Source organism: Algoriphagus algorifonticola, assembly GCF_007655305.1.
Taxonomy (GTDB): domain Bacteria; phylum Bacteroidota; class Bacteroidia; order Cytophagales; family Cyclobacteriaceae; genus Algoriphagus; species Algoriphagus algorifonticola.
Genome location: NZ_VLOG01000058.1, coordinates 37,906 through 55,363 on the forward strand (window position 1 = coordinate 37,906; position 17,458 = coordinate 55,363).

Annotated in this window: 32 protein-coding genes; all 32 read right to left on the bottom strand. The window is 41.1% G+C overall.

Going from position 1 to position 17,458, the window contains the following annotated elements; translation table 11 throughout:
• Positions 1-28: 28 nt before the first annotated feature.
• The 32 genes from eno to rpsJ all read right to left on the bottom strand — a co-directional run bounded on the left by eno (position 29) and on the right by rpsJ (position 17,447).
• A complete protein-coding gene (gene eno / locus FL972_RS15830; protein ID WP_144606826.1) occupies positions 29-1,312 on the bottom strand; it encodes a phosphopyruvate hydratase in 1,284 nt (427 codons plus the stop codon).
• 21 nt (positions 1,313-1,333) lie between these two features.
• The gene (carA, locus tag FL972_RS15835; protein WP_091652887.1) at positions 1,334-2,431 is read right to left on the bottom strand and encodes a glutamine-hydrolyzing carbamoyl-phosphate synthase small subunit; all 1,098 of its coding nucleotides are present in this window, start codon (positions 2,429-2,431) and stop codon (positions 1,334-1,336) included.
• A 115-nt stretch (positions 2,432-2,546) separates the two neighbouring features.
• Positions 2,547-3,080 (bottom strand): 50S ribosomal protein L17, encoded by a 534-nt coding sequence (gene rplQ / locus FL972_RS15840; protein WP_144606829.1) that lies wholly within the window; start codon positions 3,078-3,080, stop codon positions 2,547-2,549.
• A 5-nt stretch (positions 3,081-3,085) separates the two neighbouring features.
• Entirely contained in the window at positions 3,086-4,075 is a 990-nt protein-coding gene (locus FL972_RS15845) for a DNA-directed RNA polymerase subunit alpha (RefSeq protein WP_091652882.1), read from the bottom strand.
• 39 nt (positions 4,076-4,114) lie between these two features.
• Entirely contained in the window at positions 4,115-4,720 is a 606-nt protein-coding gene (rpsD, locus tag FL972_RS15850) for a 30S ribosomal protein S4 (RefSeq protein WP_091652879.1), read from the bottom strand.
• 17 nt (positions 4,721-4,737) lie between these two features.
• Complete coding sequence (gene rpsK, locus FL972_RS15855) at positions 4,738-5,136, bottom strand: 30S ribosomal protein S11 (protein ID WP_091652876.1); 399 nt, start codon at positions 5,134-5,136, stop codon at positions 4,738-4,740.
• A 15-nt stretch (positions 5,137-5,151) separates the two neighbouring features.
• Positions 5,152-5,529 (bottom strand): 30S ribosomal protein S13, encoded by a 378-nt coding sequence (gene rpsM / locus FL972_RS15860; protein WP_091652874.1) that lies wholly within the window; start codon positions 5,527-5,529, stop codon positions 5,152-5,154.
• Positions 5,530-5,531: 2 nt separating this feature from the next.
• Entirely contained in the window at positions 5,532-5,648 is a 117-nt protein-coding gene (rpmJ, locus tag FL972_RS15865) for a 50S ribosomal protein L36 (protein WP_091652871.1), read from the bottom strand.
• 94 nt (positions 5,649-5,742) lie between these two features.
• The gene (gene infA, locus FL972_RS15870; RefSeq protein WP_008202999.1) at positions 5,743-5,961 is read right to left on the bottom strand and encodes a translation initiation factor IF-1; all 219 of its coding nucleotides are present in this window, start codon (positions 5,959-5,961) and stop codon (positions 5,743-5,745) included.
• A 1-nt stretch (position 5,962) separates the two neighbouring features.
• Positions 5,963-6,736 carry a type I methionyl aminopeptidase gene (gene map / locus FL972_RS15875; protein WP_091652868.1) on the bottom strand — a complete coding sequence of 258 codons (774 nt, stop codon included), beginning with the start codon at positions 6,734-6,736 and terminating at the stop codon, positions 5,963-5,965.
• Between the two features lies 1 nt (position 6,737).
• Positions 6,738-8,057, bottom strand: coding sequence for a preprotein translocase subunit SecY (gene secY, locus FL972_RS15880; RefSeq protein ID WP_091652866.1), 1,320 nt, complete (start codon positions 8,055-8,057; stop codon positions 6,738-6,740).
• 4 nt (positions 8,058-8,061) lie between these two features.
• Positions 8,062-8,508, bottom strand: a complete 447-nt coding sequence (rplO, locus tag FL972_RS15885) for a 50S ribosomal protein L15 (protein WP_144606831.1) — start codon at positions 8,506-8,508, stop codon at positions 8,062-8,064.
• A 2-nt stretch (positions 8,509-8,510) separates the two neighbouring features.
• Complete coding sequence (gene rpmD, locus FL972_RS15890; RefSeq protein WP_091652860.1) at positions 8,511-8,690, bottom strand: 50S ribosomal protein L30; 180 nt, start codon at positions 8,688-8,690, stop codon at positions 8,511-8,513.
• 5 nt (positions 8,691-8,695) lie between these two features.
• The gene (gene rpsE / locus FL972_RS15895) at positions 8,696-9,214 is read right to left on the bottom strand and encodes a 30S ribosomal protein S5 (RefSeq protein WP_091652857.1); all 519 of its coding nucleotides are present in this window, start codon (positions 9,212-9,214) and stop codon (positions 8,696-8,698) included.
• 5 nt (positions 9,215-9,219) lie between these two features.
• Entirely contained in the window at positions 9,220-9,570 is a 351-nt protein-coding gene (gene rplR, locus FL972_RS15900; protein WP_144606834.1) for a 50S ribosomal protein L18, read from the bottom strand.
• 6 nt (positions 9,571-9,576) lie between these two features.
• A complete protein-coding gene (rplF, locus tag FL972_RS15905) occupies positions 9,577-10,134 on the bottom strand; it encodes a 50S ribosomal protein L6 (RefSeq protein ID WP_091652850.1) in 558 nt (185 codons plus the stop codon).
• A 9-nt stretch (positions 10,135-10,143) separates the two neighbouring features.
• Entirely contained in the window at positions 10,144-10,539 is a 396-nt protein-coding gene (gene rpsH / locus FL972_RS15910) for a 30S ribosomal protein S8 (RefSeq protein WP_091652847.1), read from the bottom strand.
• An 82-nt stretch (positions 10,540-10,621) separates the two neighbouring features.
• Positions 10,622-10,891 carry a 30S ribosomal protein S14 gene (gene rpsN / locus FL972_RS15915; protein ID WP_026956459.1) on the bottom strand — a complete coding sequence of 90 codons (270 nt, stop codon included), beginning with the start codon at positions 10,889-10,891 and terminating at the stop codon, positions 10,622-10,624.
• 2 nt (positions 10,892-10,893) lie between these two features.
• The gene (rplE, locus tag FL972_RS15920; RefSeq protein WP_091652844.1) at positions 10,894-11,454 is read right to left on the bottom strand and encodes a 50S ribosomal protein L5; all 561 of its coding nucleotides are present in this window, start codon (positions 11,452-11,454) and stop codon (positions 10,894-10,896) included.
• Positions 11,447-11,791 carry a 50S ribosomal protein L24 gene (rplX, locus tag FL972_RS15925; protein WP_091652843.1) on the bottom strand — a complete coding sequence of 115 codons (345 nt, stop codon included), beginning with the start codon at positions 11,789-11,791 and terminating at the stop codon, positions 11,447-11,449. Before rplX ends, rplE begins: the two co-directional genes overlap by 8 nt.
• A gap of 2 nt (positions 11,792-11,793) precedes the next feature.
• Positions 11,794-12,162: a 50S ribosomal protein L14 gene (gene rplN / locus FL972_RS15930; protein WP_144606836.1), complete on the bottom strand. Its 369-nt coding sequence runs from the start codon at positions 12,160-12,162 to the stop codon at positions 11,794-11,796.
• Positions 12,163-12,164: 2 nt separating this feature from the next.
• Complete coding sequence (gene rpsQ, locus FL972_RS15935) at positions 12,165-12,428, bottom strand: 30S ribosomal protein S17 (RefSeq protein WP_144606838.1); 264 nt, start codon at positions 12,426-12,428, stop codon at positions 12,165-12,167.
• Between the two features lie 18 nt (positions 12,429-12,446).
• Entirely contained in the window at positions 12,447-12,629 is a 183-nt protein-coding gene (gene rpmC / locus FL972_RS15940) for a 50S ribosomal protein L29 (protein WP_091652837.1), read from the bottom strand.
• A gap of 9 nt (positions 12,630-12,638) precedes the next feature.
• On the bottom strand, positions 12,639-13,058 hold the full coding sequence (gene rplP / locus FL972_RS15945) for a 50S ribosomal protein L16 (RefSeq protein ID WP_091652834.1): 420 nt from the start codon (positions 13,056-13,058) through the stop codon (positions 12,639-12,641).
• 23 nt (positions 13,059-13,081) lie between these two features.
• Positions 13,082-13,813: a 30S ribosomal protein S3 gene (rpsC, locus tag FL972_RS15950; RefSeq protein ID WP_091652832.1), complete on the bottom strand. Its 732-nt coding sequence runs from the start codon at positions 13,811-13,813 to the stop codon at positions 13,082-13,084.
• Between the two features lie 9 nt (positions 13,814-13,822).
• The gene (rplV, locus tag FL972_RS15955; RefSeq protein ID WP_144606840.1) at positions 13,823-14,215 is read right to left on the bottom strand and encodes a 50S ribosomal protein L22; all 393 of its coding nucleotides are present in this window, start codon (positions 14,213-14,215) and stop codon (positions 13,823-13,825) included.
• A 2-nt stretch (positions 14,216-14,217) separates the two neighbouring features.
• Complete coding sequence (gene rpsS, locus FL972_RS15960) at positions 14,218-14,496, bottom strand: 30S ribosomal protein S19 (protein ID WP_010856292.1); 279 nt, start codon at positions 14,494-14,496, stop codon at positions 14,218-14,220.
• Between the two features lie 2 nt (positions 14,497-14,498).
• On the bottom strand, positions 14,499-15,323 hold the full coding sequence (gene rplB, locus FL972_RS15965; protein WP_091652826.1) for a 50S ribosomal protein L2: 825 nt from the start codon (positions 15,321-15,323) through the stop codon (positions 14,499-14,501).
• Positions 15,324-15,336: 13 nt separating this feature from the next.
• A complete protein-coding gene (gene rplW, locus FL972_RS15970) occupies positions 15,337-15,624 on the bottom strand; it encodes a 50S ribosomal protein L23 (RefSeq protein WP_026956448.1) in 288 nt (95 codons plus the stop codon).
• Between the two features lie 4 nt (positions 15,625-15,628).
• Complete coding sequence (gene rplD / locus FL972_RS15975) at positions 15,629-16,258, bottom strand: 50S ribosomal protein L4 (protein ID WP_091652823.1); 630 nt, start codon at positions 16,256-16,258, stop codon at positions 15,629-15,631.
• Positions 16,259-16,261: 3 nt separating this feature from the next.
• Positions 16,262-16,894, bottom strand: a complete 633-nt coding sequence (gene rplC, locus FL972_RS15980; RefSeq protein ID WP_091652820.1) for a 50S ribosomal protein L3 — start codon at positions 16,892-16,894, stop codon at positions 16,262-16,264.
• A 247-nt stretch (positions 16,895-17,141) separates the two neighbouring features.
• A complete protein-coding gene (gene rpsJ / locus FL972_RS15985) occupies positions 17,142-17,447 on the bottom strand; it encodes a 30S ribosomal protein S10 (RefSeq protein WP_024284766.1) in 306 nt (101 codons plus the stop codon).
• Between the last annotated feature and the right edge of the window lie 11 nt (positions 17,448-17,458).

Below are 17,458 nucleotides of genomic sequence, written 5' to 3' on the forward strand. Positions count from 1 at the left end.
TTTTAAAAGTTTTATGAGCTAGTAAGACTTACTTCAATCTTCCTTTGAAAACTGCCGCATCGCCAAGCTGCTCCTCAATTCTAAGCAACTGATTGTATTTAGCCATTCTATCAGATCTAGAAGCAGATCCAGTTTTGATTTGACCACAGTTAACTGCCACAGCCAAATCAGCGATGGTTGAATCTTCTGTTTCTCCGGATCTGTGAGACATTACAGCTGTAAATCCAGCCTTATGTGCCATACTGATTGCATTTAAGGTCTCAGTCAATGTTCCGATTTGATTTACTTTAATCAAGATGGAATTAGCCGATTTTTCTTGGATACCTCTTTGTAGGAACTTTACGTTTGTTACAAACAAGTCATCCCCTACCAGCTGTACTTTGTCTCCGATTTTAGCGGTCAACATAGCCCAACCTTCCCAGTCTTCTTCAGCACATCCGTCTTCGATAGAATCGATTGGATATTTCTCAGTGAGAGAAGCTAGATAGTTTACTTGCTCTTCTCTGCTTCTGATTACGCCTGTATCACCTTCAAACTTCTTGTAATCATAATTTCCATCCTTGAAAAACTCAGATGCAGCACAGTCCAAAGCAATAGTCACATCGTCACCAGCTTTATAACCAGCCTTTTCGATTGCATCTAAAATACAACCCAAAGCTTCCTCTGTTCCGCCGGAGAAGTTTGGAGCAAATCCACCTTCGTCTCCTACTGCGGTACTCAAACCTTTATCATGAAGGATTTTCTTCAAATTATGGAAAATTTCAGCTCCCATACGGATTGCCTCTGAGAAGCTAGGAGCTCCAACAGGACGAATCATAAACTCCTGGAATGCGATAGGTGCATCAGAGTGAGATCCACCATTGATGATATTCATCATTGGTACAGGAAGCGTATTAGCATTTACACCGCCGATATAGCGATATAATGGCTGGCCTGCTTCCATTGCTGCTGCTTTGGCAACTGCCAAAGAAACGCCAAGTATTGCATTGGCTCCCAAGCGGCTTTTAGTGGAAGTTCCATCCAAGTCAATCATGATCTGGTCAATCATGTTTTGCTCAAAAACTTCCATTCCTACCAATTCCGGGGCAATGATATCATTCACATTGGAAACGGCTTTCAATACGCCTTTTCCTAAATATACACTCTTATCACCGTCACGAAGCTCTACAGCCTCGTTGACTCCTGTAGATGCACCACTAGGAACAGCCGCTCGGCCAAATGCCCCATTTTCTGTTACCACATCCACTTCTACGGTTGGATTACCTCGTGAATCGAGGATTTGTCTTGCATGAATTGATTGAATCAACGTCATAGTCTAAAAGGTTTATAAGATTTAATTTTGATTGATTAAGGCGATAAAGTCATCAAAAAGATATCGGGAATCGTGCGGTCCAGGAGAAGACTCCGGGTGATACTGCACAGAAAACGCCGGTTTATTTTTCAGCTTGATGCCCGCCACTGTATTGTCATTCAGATGAACATGGGTAATCTCAACCTCAGGATGCTTTTCAGTATCTTCTCTTACGATATTAAAGCCGTGATTTTGAGAGGTAATTTCACTTTTACCTGTCACCATATTTTTGATAGGATGGTTGATTCCTCTATGCCCATGATGCATCTTGTAAGTTGAAATACCTACTGACTCTGCTAATAATTGGTGTCCGAGACAAATTCCAAAAACAGGTTTTCCTGTATTTAGAATATCCTTTACAGTTTCCACTGCATAATCCATCACAGCTGGATCGCCGGGACCATTGGATAAGAAATAGGCATTAGGCTGCCACTCTTCCATTTCCGCCAATTTTGTTTTAGCTGGATATACTTTACAATAAACTCCGCGTGAGGCTAAGTTTCTCAGGATATTTTTCTTAATCCCGAAATCCATACAGGCAACTTTGATTGAAGCATTTTCATCTCCATAATAATAAGGCTCTTGAGTACAAACTTGAGAAGAAAGTTCCAGGCCGTTCATGTCCGGTAACTTCTCAAGCTCAGCTTTAAGACCTTCCAAATTGCCTTCAAATTCAGAACTGATGATTGCATTCATAGCTCCTTGGGAGCGGATATGTCTCACCAACTTTCGGGTATCAATATCTGCTATTCCGGTGATTTTATACTTCACCAAATAATCCTGAAGAGAACCATGTCCATCCAGTCTGGAATAAACTTCTGAGAAACTATTGACAACGATACCGCCAATAGTAGGATGATCAGACTCTACTTCTTCATTATGTACACCATAATTCCCAATGTGTGAAGTGGTAGTGACAATAACCTGACCTGTATAAGAAGGATCTGTATAGATCTCTTGATAGCCAGTCATACCGGTATTGAAACAAATCTCACCCCCATTGGTACCGGGGTTTCCAATCAATGAACCGTGGAAAACGGTTCCGTCAGCTAGAAGTAAGGTTGCTTTATGTTTAATCATGTTTGAGAAAGTTGCCCAAAGTTAAAGATTTCTTGCAAGGAGGAGGAATGTATGGGTATAAAAAAAGGATTGAACGAGAGTCCAATCCTTTCTATATTTTAAATTGAATATCAATTTACTTTTCTTCTGTGTCAGCATCAGTTGAATCAGCAGAAGCTTCTGGAGCCTTAGGCTCTTCAGTTTTTGCTTCAGCAGCAGGTGCAGCAGCAGTAGTTTCAGCAGGCTTGCTAGAACCTCTTCTAGATCTTCTTGTAGTTTTCTTAGCAGGCTTCGCATCTTTCAACATCAATTCGTTGAAGTCAACCAATTCGATGATACACATTTCAGCGTTATCACCCAATCTGAAACCAGTTTTGATGATACGAGTGTATCCTCCTGGACGAGTACCAACTTTCGCGATTACTTCACCAAACAAAGCAATGATAGCTTCTTTGTTTTTCAAGTAAGAGAAAGCCATACGTCTGTTGTGAGTGGTGTCTTCCTTTGCTCTAGTGATCAAAGGCTCCACATATTTCTTCAATTCTTTTGCCTTGGCAAGCGTGGTTGAGATACGCTTGTGAAGAATCAGCGAAGTTGCCATGTTGGAAAGCATTGATTTCCTGTGAGCAGCCTTCCTTCCAAGGTGGTTAAATTTCTTACCGTGTCTCATTTTATTTATTCTTCATCAAGTTTATACTTTGAAATATCCATTCCAAAGGTCAAGCCTTTTTCCTGAATCAACTGCTCCAATTCAGCAAGAGACTTCTTACCGAAGTTTCTGAATTTCATCATATCAGAAATTTCTAACTTGGCAAGATCTCCCAAGGTCTTCACGTCAGCAGCTTTCAAACAGTTGAAAGCACGAACAGAAAGATCAAGATCGCTTAGAGAAGTCTTCAAAAGCTTTCTCATGTGAAGGAACTCTTCATCGATTGGCTCTGGCTCCGCAACTCCAGTAGAGTCAAGAACCATAGTCTGATCAGAGAATAGCATAAAGTGCTGAATCAAAATTTTAGCAGATTCCTGAAGTGCTTTCTCAGGATGGATAGAACCATCAGTTGAAACTTCAAGGATCAATTTTTCGAAGTCAGTCTTTTGCTCCACACGGGTATTTTCTACACTGTACTTTACATTTTTGATTGGTGTAAAGATGGCGTCGATGGCAATTTGCCCAAATACCTGCTCTTTTGGTTTGGATTCTTCAGCTGGTAAGTAGCCTCTTCCTTTTTCGACATTCAATTCGATCTCGAAAGTTTTGGACTCATCGATGTGGCAAATAACCAAATCCGGATTCAATACCTCGAAGGAAGAAGTGAACTTCGCAATGTCCCCTGCAGTGAAGACAGACTGATTTTTTACTTCCACAGTGATTTTTCCGTCAAATGCTTCATGCACTTTCTTGAAACGTACCTGCTTCAGGTTCAAAATAATGTCGGTCACATCCTCCACTACACCATCGATGGTGGAAAACTCATGCACCACTCCAGGAATCTTGATGGAAGTGATGGCATAACCCTCCAACGAAGAAAGCAAAATTCTTCTTAGGGCGTTACCGATGGTAACTCCATAGCCTTTTTCCAGTGGTTTGAAAGTAAACAAGCCATGGAAGTCATCGGCTTTTTCCATTACCACTTTTTCGGGCATTTGAAATGCTAGTATGGACATATATCTTGTTCTTTTTTTAAAAGCTGAAAATAGTAAATATTACTTAGAGTAAAGTTCGACGATGAGCTGCTCCTTGATATTTTCTGGAATATCATCTCTAGAAGGCACACTGACGAATTTGCCGGACAAAGAAGCGCTATCCCACTCTAACCAGGAATACTTGTTTGCACCTCTACCAGCTAAGCTATTGGTAATAGCCTCCAAAGACTTGGAACGTTCTCTTACAGAAACCACATCTCCTGGCTTCAATGAGTAAGAAGGAATGTTCACTACTTCACCGTTTACTAGAATATGCTTGTGAGAAACCAATTGTCTTGCACCTCTTCTAGTTGGGGAGATTCCCATTCTATAAACGGTGTTATCCAATCTAGCTTCCAAAAGCTGAAGCAAGTTTTCACCTGTGATACCCTGCTTTCTAGAAGCGATATCAAACATTTTAGCGAACTGTCTTTCCAATACACCGTAGATGTATTTTGCTTTTTGCTTTTCAGCAAGCTGGATAGCATATTCTGACTGCTTCTTTCTTCTTCCACGACCATGTTGTCCTGGAGGATAGTTTTTCTTTTGAAGCGCTTTGCTATGCCCTTCGATAGGCTCGCCAAACTTTCGGGCGATCTTTGCTTTAGGACCTGTATATCTAGCCATTTCTTACAATTTTATAATTAAACTCTTCTACGCTTAGGTGGACGACATCCATTGTGTGGCATTGGAGTCACATCGATGATAGTAGTCACATCCAAACCTACATTTTGCAATGTTCTGATCGCGGATTCACGACCAGCACCTGGACCTTTTACGAATACTTCGATTTTTCTCAAACCTAAGTCGTAAGCAACCTGACCGCAGTTTTGAGCGGCCATTTGCGCAGCGTAAGGAGTATTTTTCTTAGAACCTCTGAAACCCATTTTACCGGCAGAAGCCCAAGAGATTACTTGTCCTGCATTATTGGTAATAGAGATGATGATATTGTTGAAGGAGGCTTTGATGTGCGCCTGACCTACAGCTTCTACCTTTACTACTCTTTTTTTACCTTTTGCTTTATCGTTTCTTTTCTGAGCCATAATCTAAATCAGGTTTTATTTAGTTGCCTTCTTCTTGTTAGCAACAGTCTTTCTCTTACCCTTCCTTGTTCTGGCGTTGTTTTTAGTCTTTTGACCACGCACCGGAAGTCCTTTTCTGTGTCTCAAACCTCTATAACAACCAATATCCATTAGTCGCTTGATGTTCAATTGGATCTCTGATTTCAAAACACCTTCGGTTCTGAATTCTTCGGCAATAATATTACGGATAGCGGTAGATTCGTCATCATTCCACTCACCTGCTTTCTTGTCGAAAGAGATACCGGCTTTGCTCAGGATAGCTCTGGCGGAGCTTCTTCCGATTCCGAAGATGTAGGTAAGACCTACTTCCCCGCGCTTATTGTCTGGTATATCTACACCTGCAATTCTAGCCATGATTAACCTTGTCTTTGTTTAAACTTAGGATTCTTCTTATTGATGACATAAAGTTTCCCATTTCTTCGGATCAACTTACAGTCAACGCTTCTCTTTTTGATAGATGCTTTAACTTTCATATGAGTATAATTTTATTGTCGGCCATATGATATCTCGCTGGTCAGTGGATCATCTTTAATAAGGAAAATCCGACTTGCTCGATTTCATATCAGTTTATTTATATCGATATACTATTCTACCTTTAGATAAATCATATGGAGAAAGTTCTAATTTGACACGATCTCCAGGTAGGATTTTAATGTAATTCATCCTCATCTTGCCGGAAATATGCGCAATCAACTGGTGGCCGTTTTCCAACTCGACTTTGAACATTGCATTGGATAAAGCTTCGATGATTGTTCCGTCTTGCTCTATTGATGTCTGTTTTGCCATATTAGAATTTAAAATTCTCTTCTATGTATTTATGGGTCGTTAAGACCTCAGTTCTATCTTCGAAAATCGCTACTGTATGCTCATAATGTGCAGATGGTTTTCTATCCGAAGTCCGGATTGTCCATCCATCAGCCTCTTGGACAATATTTCTAGATCCAAGATTTACCATGGGCTCAATCGCAATTACCATCCCTGCTTTTAACAGAGGACCGCTCCCCCTTTTACCATAATTGGGTACTTCTGGTGCCTCATGCAAATTTTTACCAAGTCCATGACCTACAAGCTCTCTTACAACTGTATAGCCTTTGGCTTCAACAAATTTTTGAATGGCATTGCCAATATCCCCAATACGGTTACCAAAAATTGCCTGTTCGATTCCCAAATAAAGTGAATCTTTAGTGGCTCTAAGTAAATTCAGAACAGGAGTGGAAACTTCACCGACAGGGTAAGTATAAGCGGAATCGCTATGAAAACCTTGGTGAAAGACTCCACAATCTACTGAGATTATATCGCCATCTTTCAATTCATATTCGCTGGGAAAACCGTGAACAACAACTTCGTTCACAGAAATACAGAGTGACGCGGGAAAACCGTTGTAGCCCTTAAATGAAGGAACTGCACCGTGATCCCGAATAAACTCCTCAGCAATTTTATCTAGGTGAGAGGTCTTTTCCCCTACCTTGATATGTTTGGCTACTTCCCCGTGAGCTTTCGCCAAAATATCTGCACTTTCTTTAATCTTTTGAACCTCCTCTGAGGTCTTGTAATGAATCATCTTAAGCTACTTGGTAATTAGAAGGATTATTCTTCATATTACCAGACTTCATCATTCCCTCGTAATGTCTCATCAATAGATAACTTTCAATCTGACGAAGTGTATCCATGATAACACCTACCATAATCAGCAAGGAAGTACCTCCATAGAACTGAGCAAACTCTCCACCAACTCCAGCAATTATAGCCAAAGCAGGAAGAATCGCAACAGCTGCCAAAAGGATAGAACCTGGCAATGTGATTTTGGAAATGATTCCATCTATAAACTCAGAGGTAGGAGCTCCAGGCTTAATGCCCGGTACAAACCCACCATTTCTCTTCATATCTTCTGCTATCTGCTCAGGATTAACCGTGATGGCAGTGTAGAAGAAAGTGAATACAATGATCAATACTGCAAAGAGCAAGTTATACTGCCAAGAAGTGAAGTCAGAGAAGGTAGTTCCGATATAGTTAGCTATATCACTTTCTCCTGCCCAGATTTGAGCAATCAAAGCTGGAACAAACATCAAAGACTGAGCAAAGATGATAGGCATTACACCAGATGCATTCACTTTAATTGGAATGTATTGACGCTGTCCTCCATAAACCTTGCCGCCAACAACTTGCTTGGCATATTGAACCGGAATTCTTCTTGTAGCTTCTGTCAAGGCGATCACCCCAACTACTACGAAGAATAAAACACCCGCCTCAATTAATAAAAGCAAAAGACCTGAAGATCCTTTCTCTACACCTTCAGCAATTAATGCTCCAGGGAATCGAGAAATAATACCAATCATGATCAACATTGAGATACCGTTTCCGATACCTTTCTCTGTGATTTTTTCACCTAACCACATACAGAACATAGTTCCAGCGGAAAGTAACACAAGAGAGCTAAACATGAACAGGGAAGTACTTACCATCACTGCGCCGGTAGGCAATATAGTGGCTGTAACGTAGCCTATACCTTGGGCGATTGTAATCAGTATGGTGAGAACTCGAGTGATCTGATTGATTCTTTTTCTTCCAGATTCACCCTCTTTTTGCATTTTTTGAAAGTAGGGTACTCCGACAGTCAACAGCTGCAACACGATGGAAGCAGAAATGTAAGGCATAATACCCAGTCCAAAGATGGAGGCATTACTAAACGCACCACCCAGGAATGTATCTATCAGACCAAATATCCCTTCTTGAGGTCCTCCTAATTTGGAAGGATCAACTCCAGGAAGTACGATAAAAGAACCCAATCTGAAAATGATCAGAAAACCGATCGTATTCAAGATTCTCACTCGTAGGTCTTCGATAGAGAAAATGTTCTTAACTGTCGAAATAAACTTTTTCATTTAATTAAATCTTGTTTACTGAACCACCCGCTTTTTCAATGGCAGCTACAGCGCTGGAAGAGAAGCTATGAGCAGTTACTGATACTTTGGAACTCAATTCACCTCCGCCCAAAATCTTGATTTTGTCGTTTTTGGAAGCGATGCCGTGAGACACCATTGTATCCATATCGATTGATTCAAGATTGTAGGTCGTTGCAAGGCTTTGCAAGGTATCCAAATTTACCGGTTTGAACTCAACTCTGTTCAAGCTTTTGAAACCAAATTTAGGAACTCTTCTTTGAAGTGGCATTTGACCGCCTTCAAAGCCTAATTTAGTCTTATAACCGGATCTTGATTTTGCACCTTTATGACCTCTTGTAGAAGTTCCCCCTCTACCGGATCCAGTACCTCTACCAATTCTCTTACGATTTTTGGTTGATCCTTCGGCTGGTTGTAATGTATGCAGTTTCATAATTAAGCTTCCTCCACTTTTACAAGGTGATTAACTTTCTTGACCATACCGGCAATCTGTGGAGTATTTTCTACTTCAACAGATTTGTTGATTTTGCCTAGACCTAAAGCAGTAATGGTAGCTTTTTGATCTTTTGGTCTGTCAATAACAGATTTCGTTTGTGTGATTTTGATCTTAGCCATGATGATTATCCATTAAAAACTTTAGACATTTTCACACCTCTCTGTTGTGACACAGAGATAGCATCTCTCAGTTGCATCAACGCATCGATGGTTGCTTTCACCACGTTGTGTGGGTTGGAAGAACCTTTGGACTTAGCCAATACGTCAGTTACACCTGCAGATTCCAATACGGCACGCATCGCACCACCGGCGATTACACCAGTACCTGCAGCAGCTGGTTTGATAAGGACAAAACCTCCACCAAACTTACCAATCTGCTCATGCGGAATAGTACCCTTCAAAACCGGTACTTTTACCAAGTTTTTCTTTGCGTCCTCGATGCCTTTAGTGATTGCATCAGTTACTTCGTTGGCTTTACCCAAACCATAACCTACAACACCATTGCCATCTCCGACTACTACGATTGCAGAAAAAGAGAATCTTCTACCACCTTTTACCACTTTGGCTACTCGGTTGATCGCTACTACTTTTTCTTTTAAATCTGTATCTGTGGCCCTAATGGGCTTCTTTTTCAGTTGAGACATAATAATTAAAATTTAAGGCCTCCCTCTCTGGCACCATCTGCCAAAGCTTTCACTTTTCCGTGATACAAGTAGCCATTTCTGTCAAATACTACTTCGCTAACACCATTAGCAACGGCTCTCTCAGCGAGTTTTTTACCAACCTCCGAAGCGATTGATACATTGGTGTTTTCTTTAGCGCCCAACTCCTTAGAGGAAGCCTGAGCCAAAGTACGACCCTGAAGGTCATCCACCAATTGCGCGTAGATACCAGTATTACTTTTGAATACTGATAAACGTGGTCTGGAATCGGTACCAGAGATCTTTCTGCGGATACCCTGCTTGATTCTAAGTCTTCTGGAATTCTTATTAAATGCCATAACCTATTATTTTTTACCGGCAGTTTTACCAGCCTTACGTCTAATTTGTTCACCAACGAAGCGCACACCTTTGCCTTTGTAAGGCTCGATCTTACGAAGAGATCTAATTTTTGCCGCTACTTGTCCGATCAGTTCTTTGTCAATTGCTTCCAAAGAGATGATTGGATTTTTACCTTTCGGAGTCTCAGTCTTCACAGATACACTTTCAGGAAGTGCAAAGAAGATGTTGTGAGAATATCCCAAGTTCAATTCTAATACTTGACCTTGGTTGGTTGCCTTATAACCTACACCTACAAGTTCCAAGTCTTTCTTGAATCCTTCAGAAACTCCGATCACCATATTGTTGATCAAAGATCTGTAAAGACCGTGCATAGACTTATGTCTTTTAGAGTCAGTAGGTCTGGAAACAACAACTTGGTTGTTTTCCACTGTCACCTGAATATCAGGATTCACATCCTGAGTCAGTGTACCCTTTGGACCTTTAACAGTAACTACACCTTTTGTAGCCACGTCTACAGTAACACCGCTGGGTAGATTTATTGGTTTTTTACCTATTCTTGACATGATAGTAAATTAATATACGTAGCAAAGTACTTCGCCCCCGATACCTTCGGTGCGGGCTTCTTTGTCTGTCATTACCCCTTTAGAGGTCGAAATAACTGCAATACCAAGTCCATTGATGACTCTTGGTAGCTCGTCATGTTTTACATACTTTCTTAAACCTGGCGTACTAACTCTCTTCAGGCTCACGATTGCATTTTTCTTGGTAGTTGGATTGTATTTCAAGGCAATTTTGATTGTGCCTTGAGGTCCGTTATCCTCAAACTTATAGTTTTGGATATACCCTTTGTCATGCAATACTTTAGTGATCTCCTTCTTGATATTAGAAGCAGGTATCTCAACGATTCTGTGAGAAGCCTTAATGGCATTTCTCAATCTAGTCAGATAATCGGCTATTGGATCAGTCATGGTATTATATAGTCTAGCTCCACCCGTTTTGGGCGTGCAAAGTTACGAATTGATTTTTTAAATAAAAACTACTGTCGTTATTTTACCAGCTGGACTTAGTCACTCCCGGGATCTTGCCTGCTGAGGCCATTTCACGGAAGGTTACCCTGTTGATACCAAACTTTCTCATGTAGCCTTTTGGACGACCGGTCAACTTACATCTGTTGTGTAGTCTAACCGGAGAAGCGTTCTTTGGCAATTTATCAAGTGCCTCATAATCGCCAGCTGCTTTCAGCTCAGCTCTCTTCTTGGCATACTTGGCTACCAGACGTTCTCTTTTTCTCTCACGAGCTTTGATTGACTCTCTTGCCATGATTATTCTTCTTTATTTTTATTAACGAACGGCATACCGAAAGCCTTCAATAATGCTAAGCTTTCTTCGTCAGTATTTGCGGTAGTCACAAATGTGATATCCATACCGGAAATTCTATTTACTTTTTCGATAGAGATTTCTGGGAAGATGATTTGTTCGGTTACACCTAAGGTGTAGTTACCTCTACCATCAAATCCTTTGTCAGAAATTCCTTTGAAGTCACGAACACGTGGAAGTGCCACGGTCATCAATCTATCAAGGAATTCATACATTTTCTCTCCTCTCAAAGTAACTTTAGCACCGATAGGCATGCCTTCTCTTAGCTTAAAGTTAGAAACAGAAGTTTTAGCTTTGGTAGATACTGCTCTCTGACCTGTGATCAAAGAAAGTTCTTCCACGCCTTGGTCAACCAATTTCTTATCAGCTACTGCAGCACCGATACCTTTGTTAAGCACAATTTTGCTCAATTTAGGAACCTGCATTACAGATGAATACTGGAATTTTTCTTTCAAAGCAGGAACGATATCGTTCACATACTTTTGCTTCATTCTAGGATTAGCCATTGATCACCTCCCCTGTTTTCTTAGAGTATCTTACTAATTTACCATTTTCGCCTGCCTTGCGTCCAGTTCTGGTAGCTTCGCCAGTCTTCGGATCTACAAGCATCAGGTTACTGATATGTACAGAAGCTTCTTTCTTCTCGATACCACCTTGAGGCTTAGCAGCAGTAGGCTTCACGTGTTTAGTCACGATATTGATACCTTCTACATAAGCTCTGCTTTTAGCAGTATCAACAGAAAGAACTTTCCCTGTTTTACCTTTGTCATCACCTGCGATCACTTTCACAGTGTCTCCGGTTTTGATGTGCAGTTTAGACTGCTTGTTGAATTTTCTTTCCATGATTACAATACTTCAGGGGCCAAAGAAACGATTTTCATAAACTGCTTCTCTCTCAATTCTCTAGCCACAGGGCCGAAAATACGAGTACCTCTAGGTTCATCGTTGTTGTTCAACAATACAGCAGCGTTGTCCTCGAAACGAATATAAGAACCGTCTTTACGTCTTATTTCTTTCTTGGTACGTACGATAACCGCTCTTGAAACGGTACCTTTTTTCATGTTGCTGGAGGAAAGGGCAGACTTTACAGTCACGACTACTTTATCACCGATAGAAGCATATCGTTTTTTAGTTCCTCCCAATACGCGGATGACCAATACCTCTTTGGCACCGGAGTTGTCCGCCACACTTAGTCTGGATTCTTGCTGTATCATGATTACTTAGCCCTTTCAATAATTTCAACTAATCTCCAACGCTTGTTCTTACTCAGCGGACGAGTTTCACTTATTTTCACGATGTCACCTAGGTTACACTCGTTTTTCTCGTCATGAGCCATAAATTTGGTAGTCTTTGCAACGAACTTACCGTACATACCGTGTTTAACTCTTCTTTCCACGGCTACAGTAATGGACTTATCCATCTTGTTGCTTACGACTTTACCAATTCTTTCTTTTCGAAGATTTCTTTCGATCGTAGCCATTTTATTTTCTGTTAGCTATTATTTGCCAGCCAATGCAGTCTTCAATCTTGCGATTAGACGCTTGGTTTCGCGTATTCTGTTAGGATTCTCGATGGGAGAAATTGAGTGAGCAAATTGAAGTTTGCTCAGATTCGTTTTCTCGGCGCTGATTTTCTCAGCGATTTCACTTGCGGAAAGTGATTGGATCTCTGTATTTTTCATAGTTCCTAATTATTCTGCGTAGTCTCTACGAACAACAAATTTGGTGCTTACAGGAAGTTTTTGCTGAGCCAATCTCAAGGCTTCTTTAGCAGTTTCCAAAGGTACACCAGTAGCTTCGAAGAGGATGGTTCCAGGCTTGATAACTGCTACCCAATATTCAGGGGCACCTTTACCTTTACCCATACGTACTTCAGCAGGCTTCTTAGTGATAGGTTTGTCAGGGAAAATTCTGATCCAAACCTGACCTTCTCTTTTCATTGCTCTTGTCATTGCGATACGAGCTGCCTCGATCTGACGAGAGGTGATCCATCCTGCTTCCAGGGACTTGATGCCAAAGTTGCCAAAAGCGAGCGTATGCCCTCTTTGTGCAATGCCTTTGACACGGCCCTTTTGCATTTTTCTATATTTAGTTCTTTTCGGCTGTAACATGATTTCTCACTTATCGGTGAAAATTAGTTATTTCTTTTTCTGCGTCTAGGACCTCCGTCTCTCTTAGGACCAGCATTTCTTGGGCCTTTTGGCTCATTAGCTGCACCTTGATTAGGAGACAAGTCTCTTTTACCGTACACTTCACCTTTGAAGATCCATACTTTGATACCGATAATACCGTAAACAGTCAATGCTTCGGAAATAGCGTAATCGATGTCGGCTCTCAATGTGTGTAGAGGAATACGACCCTCTTTGTACATTTCAGAACGGGCCATTTCGGCACCACCTAAACGACCAGAAAGTTTTACTTTGATTCCTTCTGCTCCCACTCTCATGGATGCTGCAATGGCTTGTTTCATTGCTCTTCTGAAGGAAATTCTAGCCTGAAGCTGCTGAGCGATAGACTCACCTACTAACTTGGCATCCAATTCAGGTCTCTTAATTTCAAAGATGTTGATTTGAATGTCTTTGTTGGTGATCTTTTTAAGCTCTTCTTTTAGCTTATCTACTTCGGCTCCACCTTTACCAATAACTACACCTGGTCGAGCGGTATGAATGGTAAGTGTGATTCTCTTAAGCGTACGCTCAATGATCACCTTAGCAATCCCACCCTTAGGAATTCTGGCAAGGACGTACTTACGGATTTGCTGATCTTCGTATAGTTTTTCGGCAAAGTCTTTCCCACCATACCAGTTGGAATCCCAGCCTTTGACTACACCAAGTCTAAATCCTATTGGGTTAATCTTTTGTCCCATAGTCTGTTCTTAATTTGCCTTTTCGTTTGTTTCTACTACATCAGCGGTAACATCCTCAGCATTGAAAGCATCAATTACTAGGGTTACATGATTGGATCTTTTGCGGATTCTGTGACCACGACCCTGAGGAGCAGGTCTCAATCTCTTAAGAGATCTACCTTCATCCACCATGATGCTTTTCACATATAGATCAGCTTCTTCAAGCTTTGCATCAGGATTTTTTGCCTGCCAGTTTGCCACTGCAGAAAGAAGAAGTTTTTCCAATTTAATGGCTCCATGATTTGGAGTAAACTTCAAAATGCTGAGCGCCAATCCCACTCTTTTGCCTCTGACCAAGTCAGCCACCAAACGCATTTTGCGTGGGGAAGTAGGAACATTATTTAATCTTGCTATTGCTTCCATGATTATCTCTTTCCTTTATCTTTTTTGGCAATGTGGCCTCTGAAATTTCTGGTAGGAGCAAATTCACCTAGCTTGTGACCTACCATATTGTCTGTTACAAATACCGGGATGAATTTATTTCCGTTATGAACAGCGAAGGTATGTCCTACGAAATCTGGAGAAATCATGGATCTTCTTGACCAAGTCTTGATGACGGATTTCTTTCCGGACTCGTTCATAGCATCCACTTTTTTCACTAGATGATGCTCGATATAAGGACCTTTTTTTAATGAACGTGCCATAATTATTTAGATCTTTTGCTAACGATGAACTTGTTTGAATACTTCTTAGGTGATCTGGTTTTCTTACCTTTAGACAACAAGCCCTTACGGGATCTTGGATGTCCTCCGGAAGATCTACCTTCACCACCACCCATTGGGTGATCTACTGGGTTCATAGCTACACCTCTTACTCGAGGTCTTACTCCTAACCATCTTTTACGACCGGCTTTACCCAATACTACGTTCATGTGGTCTCCGTTGGAAACTGTACCTACAGTAGCCATACAAACACCCAAAACGAGTCTCATCTCTCCGGATGGAAGCTTGATGGTCACATATTTACCCTCACGGGCAACAATCTGTGCATAACCACCAGCACTTCTTACCATTGCAGCACCTTTACCTGGTTTCAATTCCACGCAGTGTACAATAGTACCCATTGGGATATTCATCAAGTGCATTGCGTTACCCACTTCAGGAGCAACTTGCTCACCGGAAATCACTGTTTGTCCCACTTGCAAACCTTCCGGGGCGATAATGTAGGCTTTAGCACCGTCAGCATAATAAAGTAGGGCTAGACGAGCTGTTCTGTTTGGATCGTACTCGATTGCCTTTACGGTAGCAGGTACACCAAACTTGTTTCTTTTAAAGTCAACTACTCTGAGTCTTCTTTTATGACCACCACCCATATAGCGGGCAGTCATTTTGCCTTCATTATTTCTACCGCCTGACTTCTTGATAGGAGCAAGAAGAGATTTTTCCGGCGTTGACTTGGTAATCTCGTCAAACGCTGGAGCTACTCTAAATCTTGTTCCTGGAGTTACAGGCTTCAATTTTTTAATTGCCATGATATTGATTCAATTAAATTTCTCCGTAAAAATCAATTACCTCTCCATCAGCTACTTGCACGATTGCTTTTTTGAAAGCGTTGGTGAAGCCTGATACGATTCTTGTCTTGGTGTATCTTGTCTTATGCTTCGCAGCATATCTCATGGTTCTTACTGATACCACTTTCACACCGTATGCTTTTTCTACAGCATTCTTGATTTCTGGTTTCTTTGCGGTTTTTTCCACAATGAATCCATAAACGCCTTTTTCGTTCATGGCAGAAATCTTTTCTGTAATCAAAGGCTGCTTTAGAATATCCATTGTCTTATTTCGATAAAATGGTTTCCAATTTACTTACAGAGTCTTCGCAGATCACCAGGTGATCAGCATTCAGAAGCTGGTAAGTATTTACATCATTCACAGTCACAACTTTCGCCTTAGGAAGGTTTCTGCTGGATAGGTAAACGTTCTTGTTATCTTCAGGGAGAACCAAAAGCGTCTTCTTATCGGATAGCGCCAATCCATTAAGCAAAGCCAGATAGTTTTTAGTTTTTGGAGCATCAAAAGAGATGTTTTCCAAAACTGAAAGGCTGTTGTCTTTCACTTTGTAGGAAAGAGCAGATTTTCTGGCTAGTTGTTTTACTTTCTTATTCAATTTGAAAGAGTAGTCTCTTGGCTTAGGACCAAAAACTCTACCTCCACCTCTGAAAAGCGGGGATTTCAAAGATCCAGCTCTAGCACCACCGGTACCTTTTTGCTTTTTGATCTTTTTGGTAGATCCTGCTACTTCATTTCTTTCTTTAGACTTATGAGTTCCCTGTCTCTGATTAGCCAGGTACTGTTTTACATCCAGATAGATCGCGTTGTCATTTGGCTCGATTGCGAAAATCTCGTCAGACAATTGCACCTTTCTTCCGGTGTCTTCTCCTTTTTGATTAATTACTGCTAATTCCATGGCTTACTTCTCTAGAATTACATAAGAATTTTTTGGACCTGGTACTGAACCGGACACCAGAAGGAGATTTTGCTCAGCGTAAATTTTCAATACTCTGAGGTTCAATACTTTCACTCTGTCACCACCGGTTCTTCCAGCCATTCTCATACCCTTGAATACTCGGGATGGCCAAGAACAAGCACCAATGGAACCTGGGTGTCTCTGTCTGTTGTGCTGACCGTGAGTTTGTCCACCCACACCACCAAAACCATGACGCTTCACTACACCCTGGAAGCCTTTACCTTTAGAAGTACCGATAGCATCGATGAAGTCACCTTCTACGAATACCTCTCCGGCCTTCACAGTAGCCCCTAGATTTACCTGGCCTTCAAACTCGACCCGGAAATCACGGAACTCAACAACTTTGTGCTTCGGCGTTGTACCTGCCTTTTTAAAGTGACCTATCAATGGCTTAGGAGTGTTTTTCTCCTTACGCTCACCGTAGGCCAACTGCACTGCGTTGTACCCGTCTGTTTCAACGTTTTTTACTTGCGTCACTACGCAAGGACCAGCTTCTATTAGCGTGCATGCGACATTACGTCCATCGGCACTAAAAATGCTAGTCATTCCTACTTTTTTTCCAATTATACCAGACATCTTTTATAAGATAATTTGATAATCCACAAGCATTTATACGCTTGGGCCCTTTTTAAGGACTGCAAAGTTACTGAAATAAAATTCTGCAACAAACCCCAACTCCTATATTTTCAAACATTTAGAAAATATTTCATTTGGAATTCGCCCTTTGAGCAGCCCAAAGGCCAATGAATCATTGTTGATTTTTAAAAAAACAAAAGACCTGCATCGAAATGCAGGTCTGATGAGTTTAAGTTTTCAGGTTTTATCAAACCTTGATCTCTACATCCACTCCACTCGGAAGTTCGATTTTCATCAAAGCATCCACAGTTTTAGAAGAGTTAGAGTAGATATCTACCAATCGCTTATAAGTACAAAGCTGATACTGGTCTCTTGCTTTCTTGTTTACGTGTGGGGATTTCAACACAGTAAACTTTTCTTTCTTGGTTGGCAATGGGATAGGTCCCACTACTACAGCACCAGTAGCTTTTACAGCTTTCACGATCTTCTCTGATGACTTGTCCACCAGGCTGTGATCGTATGATTTTAGTTTTATTCTAATTTTCTGATTCATCGCAAATATTG

Excerpts from the sequence above, each read along its gene's own strand:
- eno (WP_144606826.1), bottom strand. The coding sequence starts at position 1,312 with ATGACGTTGATTCAATCAATTCATGCAAGACAAATCCTCGATTCACGA.
- rplE (WP_091652844.1), bottom strand. The coding sequence starts at position 11,454 with ATGGCTAATCCTAGAATGAAGCAAAAGTATGTGAACGATATCGTTCCT.
- rplW (WP_026956448.1), bottom strand. The coding sequence starts at position 15,624 with ATGGATATTCTAAAGCAGCCTTTGATTACAGAAAAGATTTCTGCCATG.
- rpsN (WP_026956459.1), bottom strand. The coding sequence starts at position 10,891 with ATGGCAAGAGAGTCAATCAAAGCTCGTGAGAGAAAAAGAGAACGTCTG.
- rpsC (WP_091652832.1), bottom strand. The coding sequence starts at position 13,813 with ATGGGACAAAAGATTAACCCAATAGGATTTAGACTTGGTGTAGTCAAA.
- rpsJ (WP_024284766.1), bottom strand. The coding sequence starts at position 17,447 with ATGAATCAGAAAATTAGAATAAAACTAAAATCATACGATCACAGCCTG.
- rpsM (WP_091652874.1), bottom strand. The coding sequence starts at position 5,529 with ATGGCTAGAATTGCAGGTGTAGATATACCAGACAATAAGCGCGGGGAA.
- infA (WP_008202999.1), bottom strand. The coding sequence starts at position 5,961 with ATGGCAAAACAGACATCAATAGAGCAAGACGGAACAATCATCGAAGCT.
- rplD (WP_091652823.1), bottom strand. The coding sequence starts at position 16,258 with ATGGAATTAGCAGTAATTAATCAAAAAGGAGAAGACACCGGAAGAAAG.
- rplP (WP_091652834.1), bottom strand. The coding sequence starts at position 13,058 with ATGTTACAGCCGAAAAGAACTAAATATAGAAAAATGCAAAAGGGCCGT.
- carA (WP_091652887.1), bottom strand. The coding sequence starts at position 2,431 with ATGATTAAACATAAAGCAACCTTACTTCTAGCTGACGGAACCGTTTTC.
- rplX (WP_091652843.1), bottom strand. The coding sequence starts at position 11,791 with ATGGAAAGAAAATTCAACAAGCAGTCTAAACTGCACATCAAAACCGGA.
- FL972_RS15845 (WP_091652882.1), bottom strand. The coding sequence starts at position 4,075 with ATGTCCATACTAGCATTTCAAATGCCCGAAAAAGTGGTAATGGAAAAA.
- rpmC (WP_091652837.1), bottom strand. The coding sequence starts at position 12,629 with ATGAAAAATACAGAGATCCAATCACTTTCCGCAAGTGAAATCGCTGAG.
- secY (WP_091652866.1), bottom strand. The coding sequence starts at position 8,057 with ATGAAAAAGTTTATTTCGACAGTTAAGAACATTTTCTCTATCGAAGAC.
- rplQ (WP_144606829.1), bottom strand. The coding sequence starts at position 3,080 with ATGAGACACGGTAAGAAATTTAACCACCTTGGAAGGAAGGCTGCTCAC.
- rpsH (WP_091652847.1), bottom strand. The coding sequence starts at position 10,539 with ATGACTGATCCAATAGCCGATTATCTGACTAGATTGAGAAATGCCATT.
- rpsQ (WP_144606838.1), bottom strand. The coding sequence starts at position 12,428 with ATGGCTACGATCGAAAGAAATCTTCGAAAAGAAAGAATTGGTAAAGTC.
- rplO (WP_144606831.1), bottom strand. The coding sequence starts at position 8,508 with ATGAAACTGCATACATTACAACCAGCCGAAGGATCAACCAAAAATCGT.
- rplV (WP_144606840.1), bottom strand. The coding sequence starts at position 14,215 with ATGGAAGCAATAGCAAGATTAAATAATGTTCCTACTTCCCCACGCAAA.
- rpmJ (WP_091652871.1), bottom strand. The coding sequence starts at position 5,648 with ATGAAAGTTAAAGCATCTATCAAAAAGAGAAGCGTTGACTGTAAGTTG.
- rpsE (WP_091652857.1), bottom strand. The coding sequence starts at position 9,214 with ATGTCTCAACTGAAAAAGAAGCCCATTAGGGCCACAGATACAGATTTA.
- rplF (WP_091652850.1), bottom strand. The coding sequence starts at position 10,134 with ATGTCAAGAATAGGTAAAAAACCAATAAATCTACCCAGCGGTGTTACT.
- rplC (WP_091652820.1), bottom strand. The coding sequence starts at position 16,894 with ATGTCTGGTATAATTGGAAAAAAAGTAGGAATGACTAGCATTTTTAGT.
- rplR (WP_144606834.1), bottom strand. The coding sequence starts at position 9,570 with ATGGCATTTAATAAGAATTCCAGAAGACTTAGAATCAAGCAGGGTATC.
- rpmD (WP_091652860.1), bottom strand. The coding sequence starts at position 8,690 with ATGGCTAAGATCAAAATCACACAAACGAAATCTGTTATTGACAGACCA.
- rpsS (WP_010856292.1), bottom strand. The coding sequence starts at position 14,496 with ATGGCACGTTCATTAAAAAAAGGTCCTTATATCGAGCATCATCTAGTG.
- map (WP_091652868.1), bottom strand. The coding sequence starts at position 6,736 with ATGATTCATTACAAGACCTCAGAGGAGGTTCAAAAGATTAAAGAAAGT.
- rpsD (WP_091652879.1), bottom strand. The coding sequence starts at position 4,720 with ATGGCTAGATATACAGGTCCTAAAGCAAAGATCGCCCGAAAGTTTGGC.
- rpsK (WP_091652876.1), bottom strand. The coding sequence starts at position 5,136 with ATGGCTCAGAAAAGAAACGATAAAGCAAAAGGTAAAAAAAGAGTAGTA.
- rplB (WP_091652826.1), bottom strand. The coding sequence starts at position 15,323 with ATGGCAATTAAAAAATTGAAGCCTGTAACTCCAGGAACAAGATTTAGA.
- rplN (WP_144606836.1), bottom strand. The coding sequence starts at position 12,162 with ATGATACAGCAAGAATCCAGACTAAGTGTGGCGGACAACTCCGGTGCC.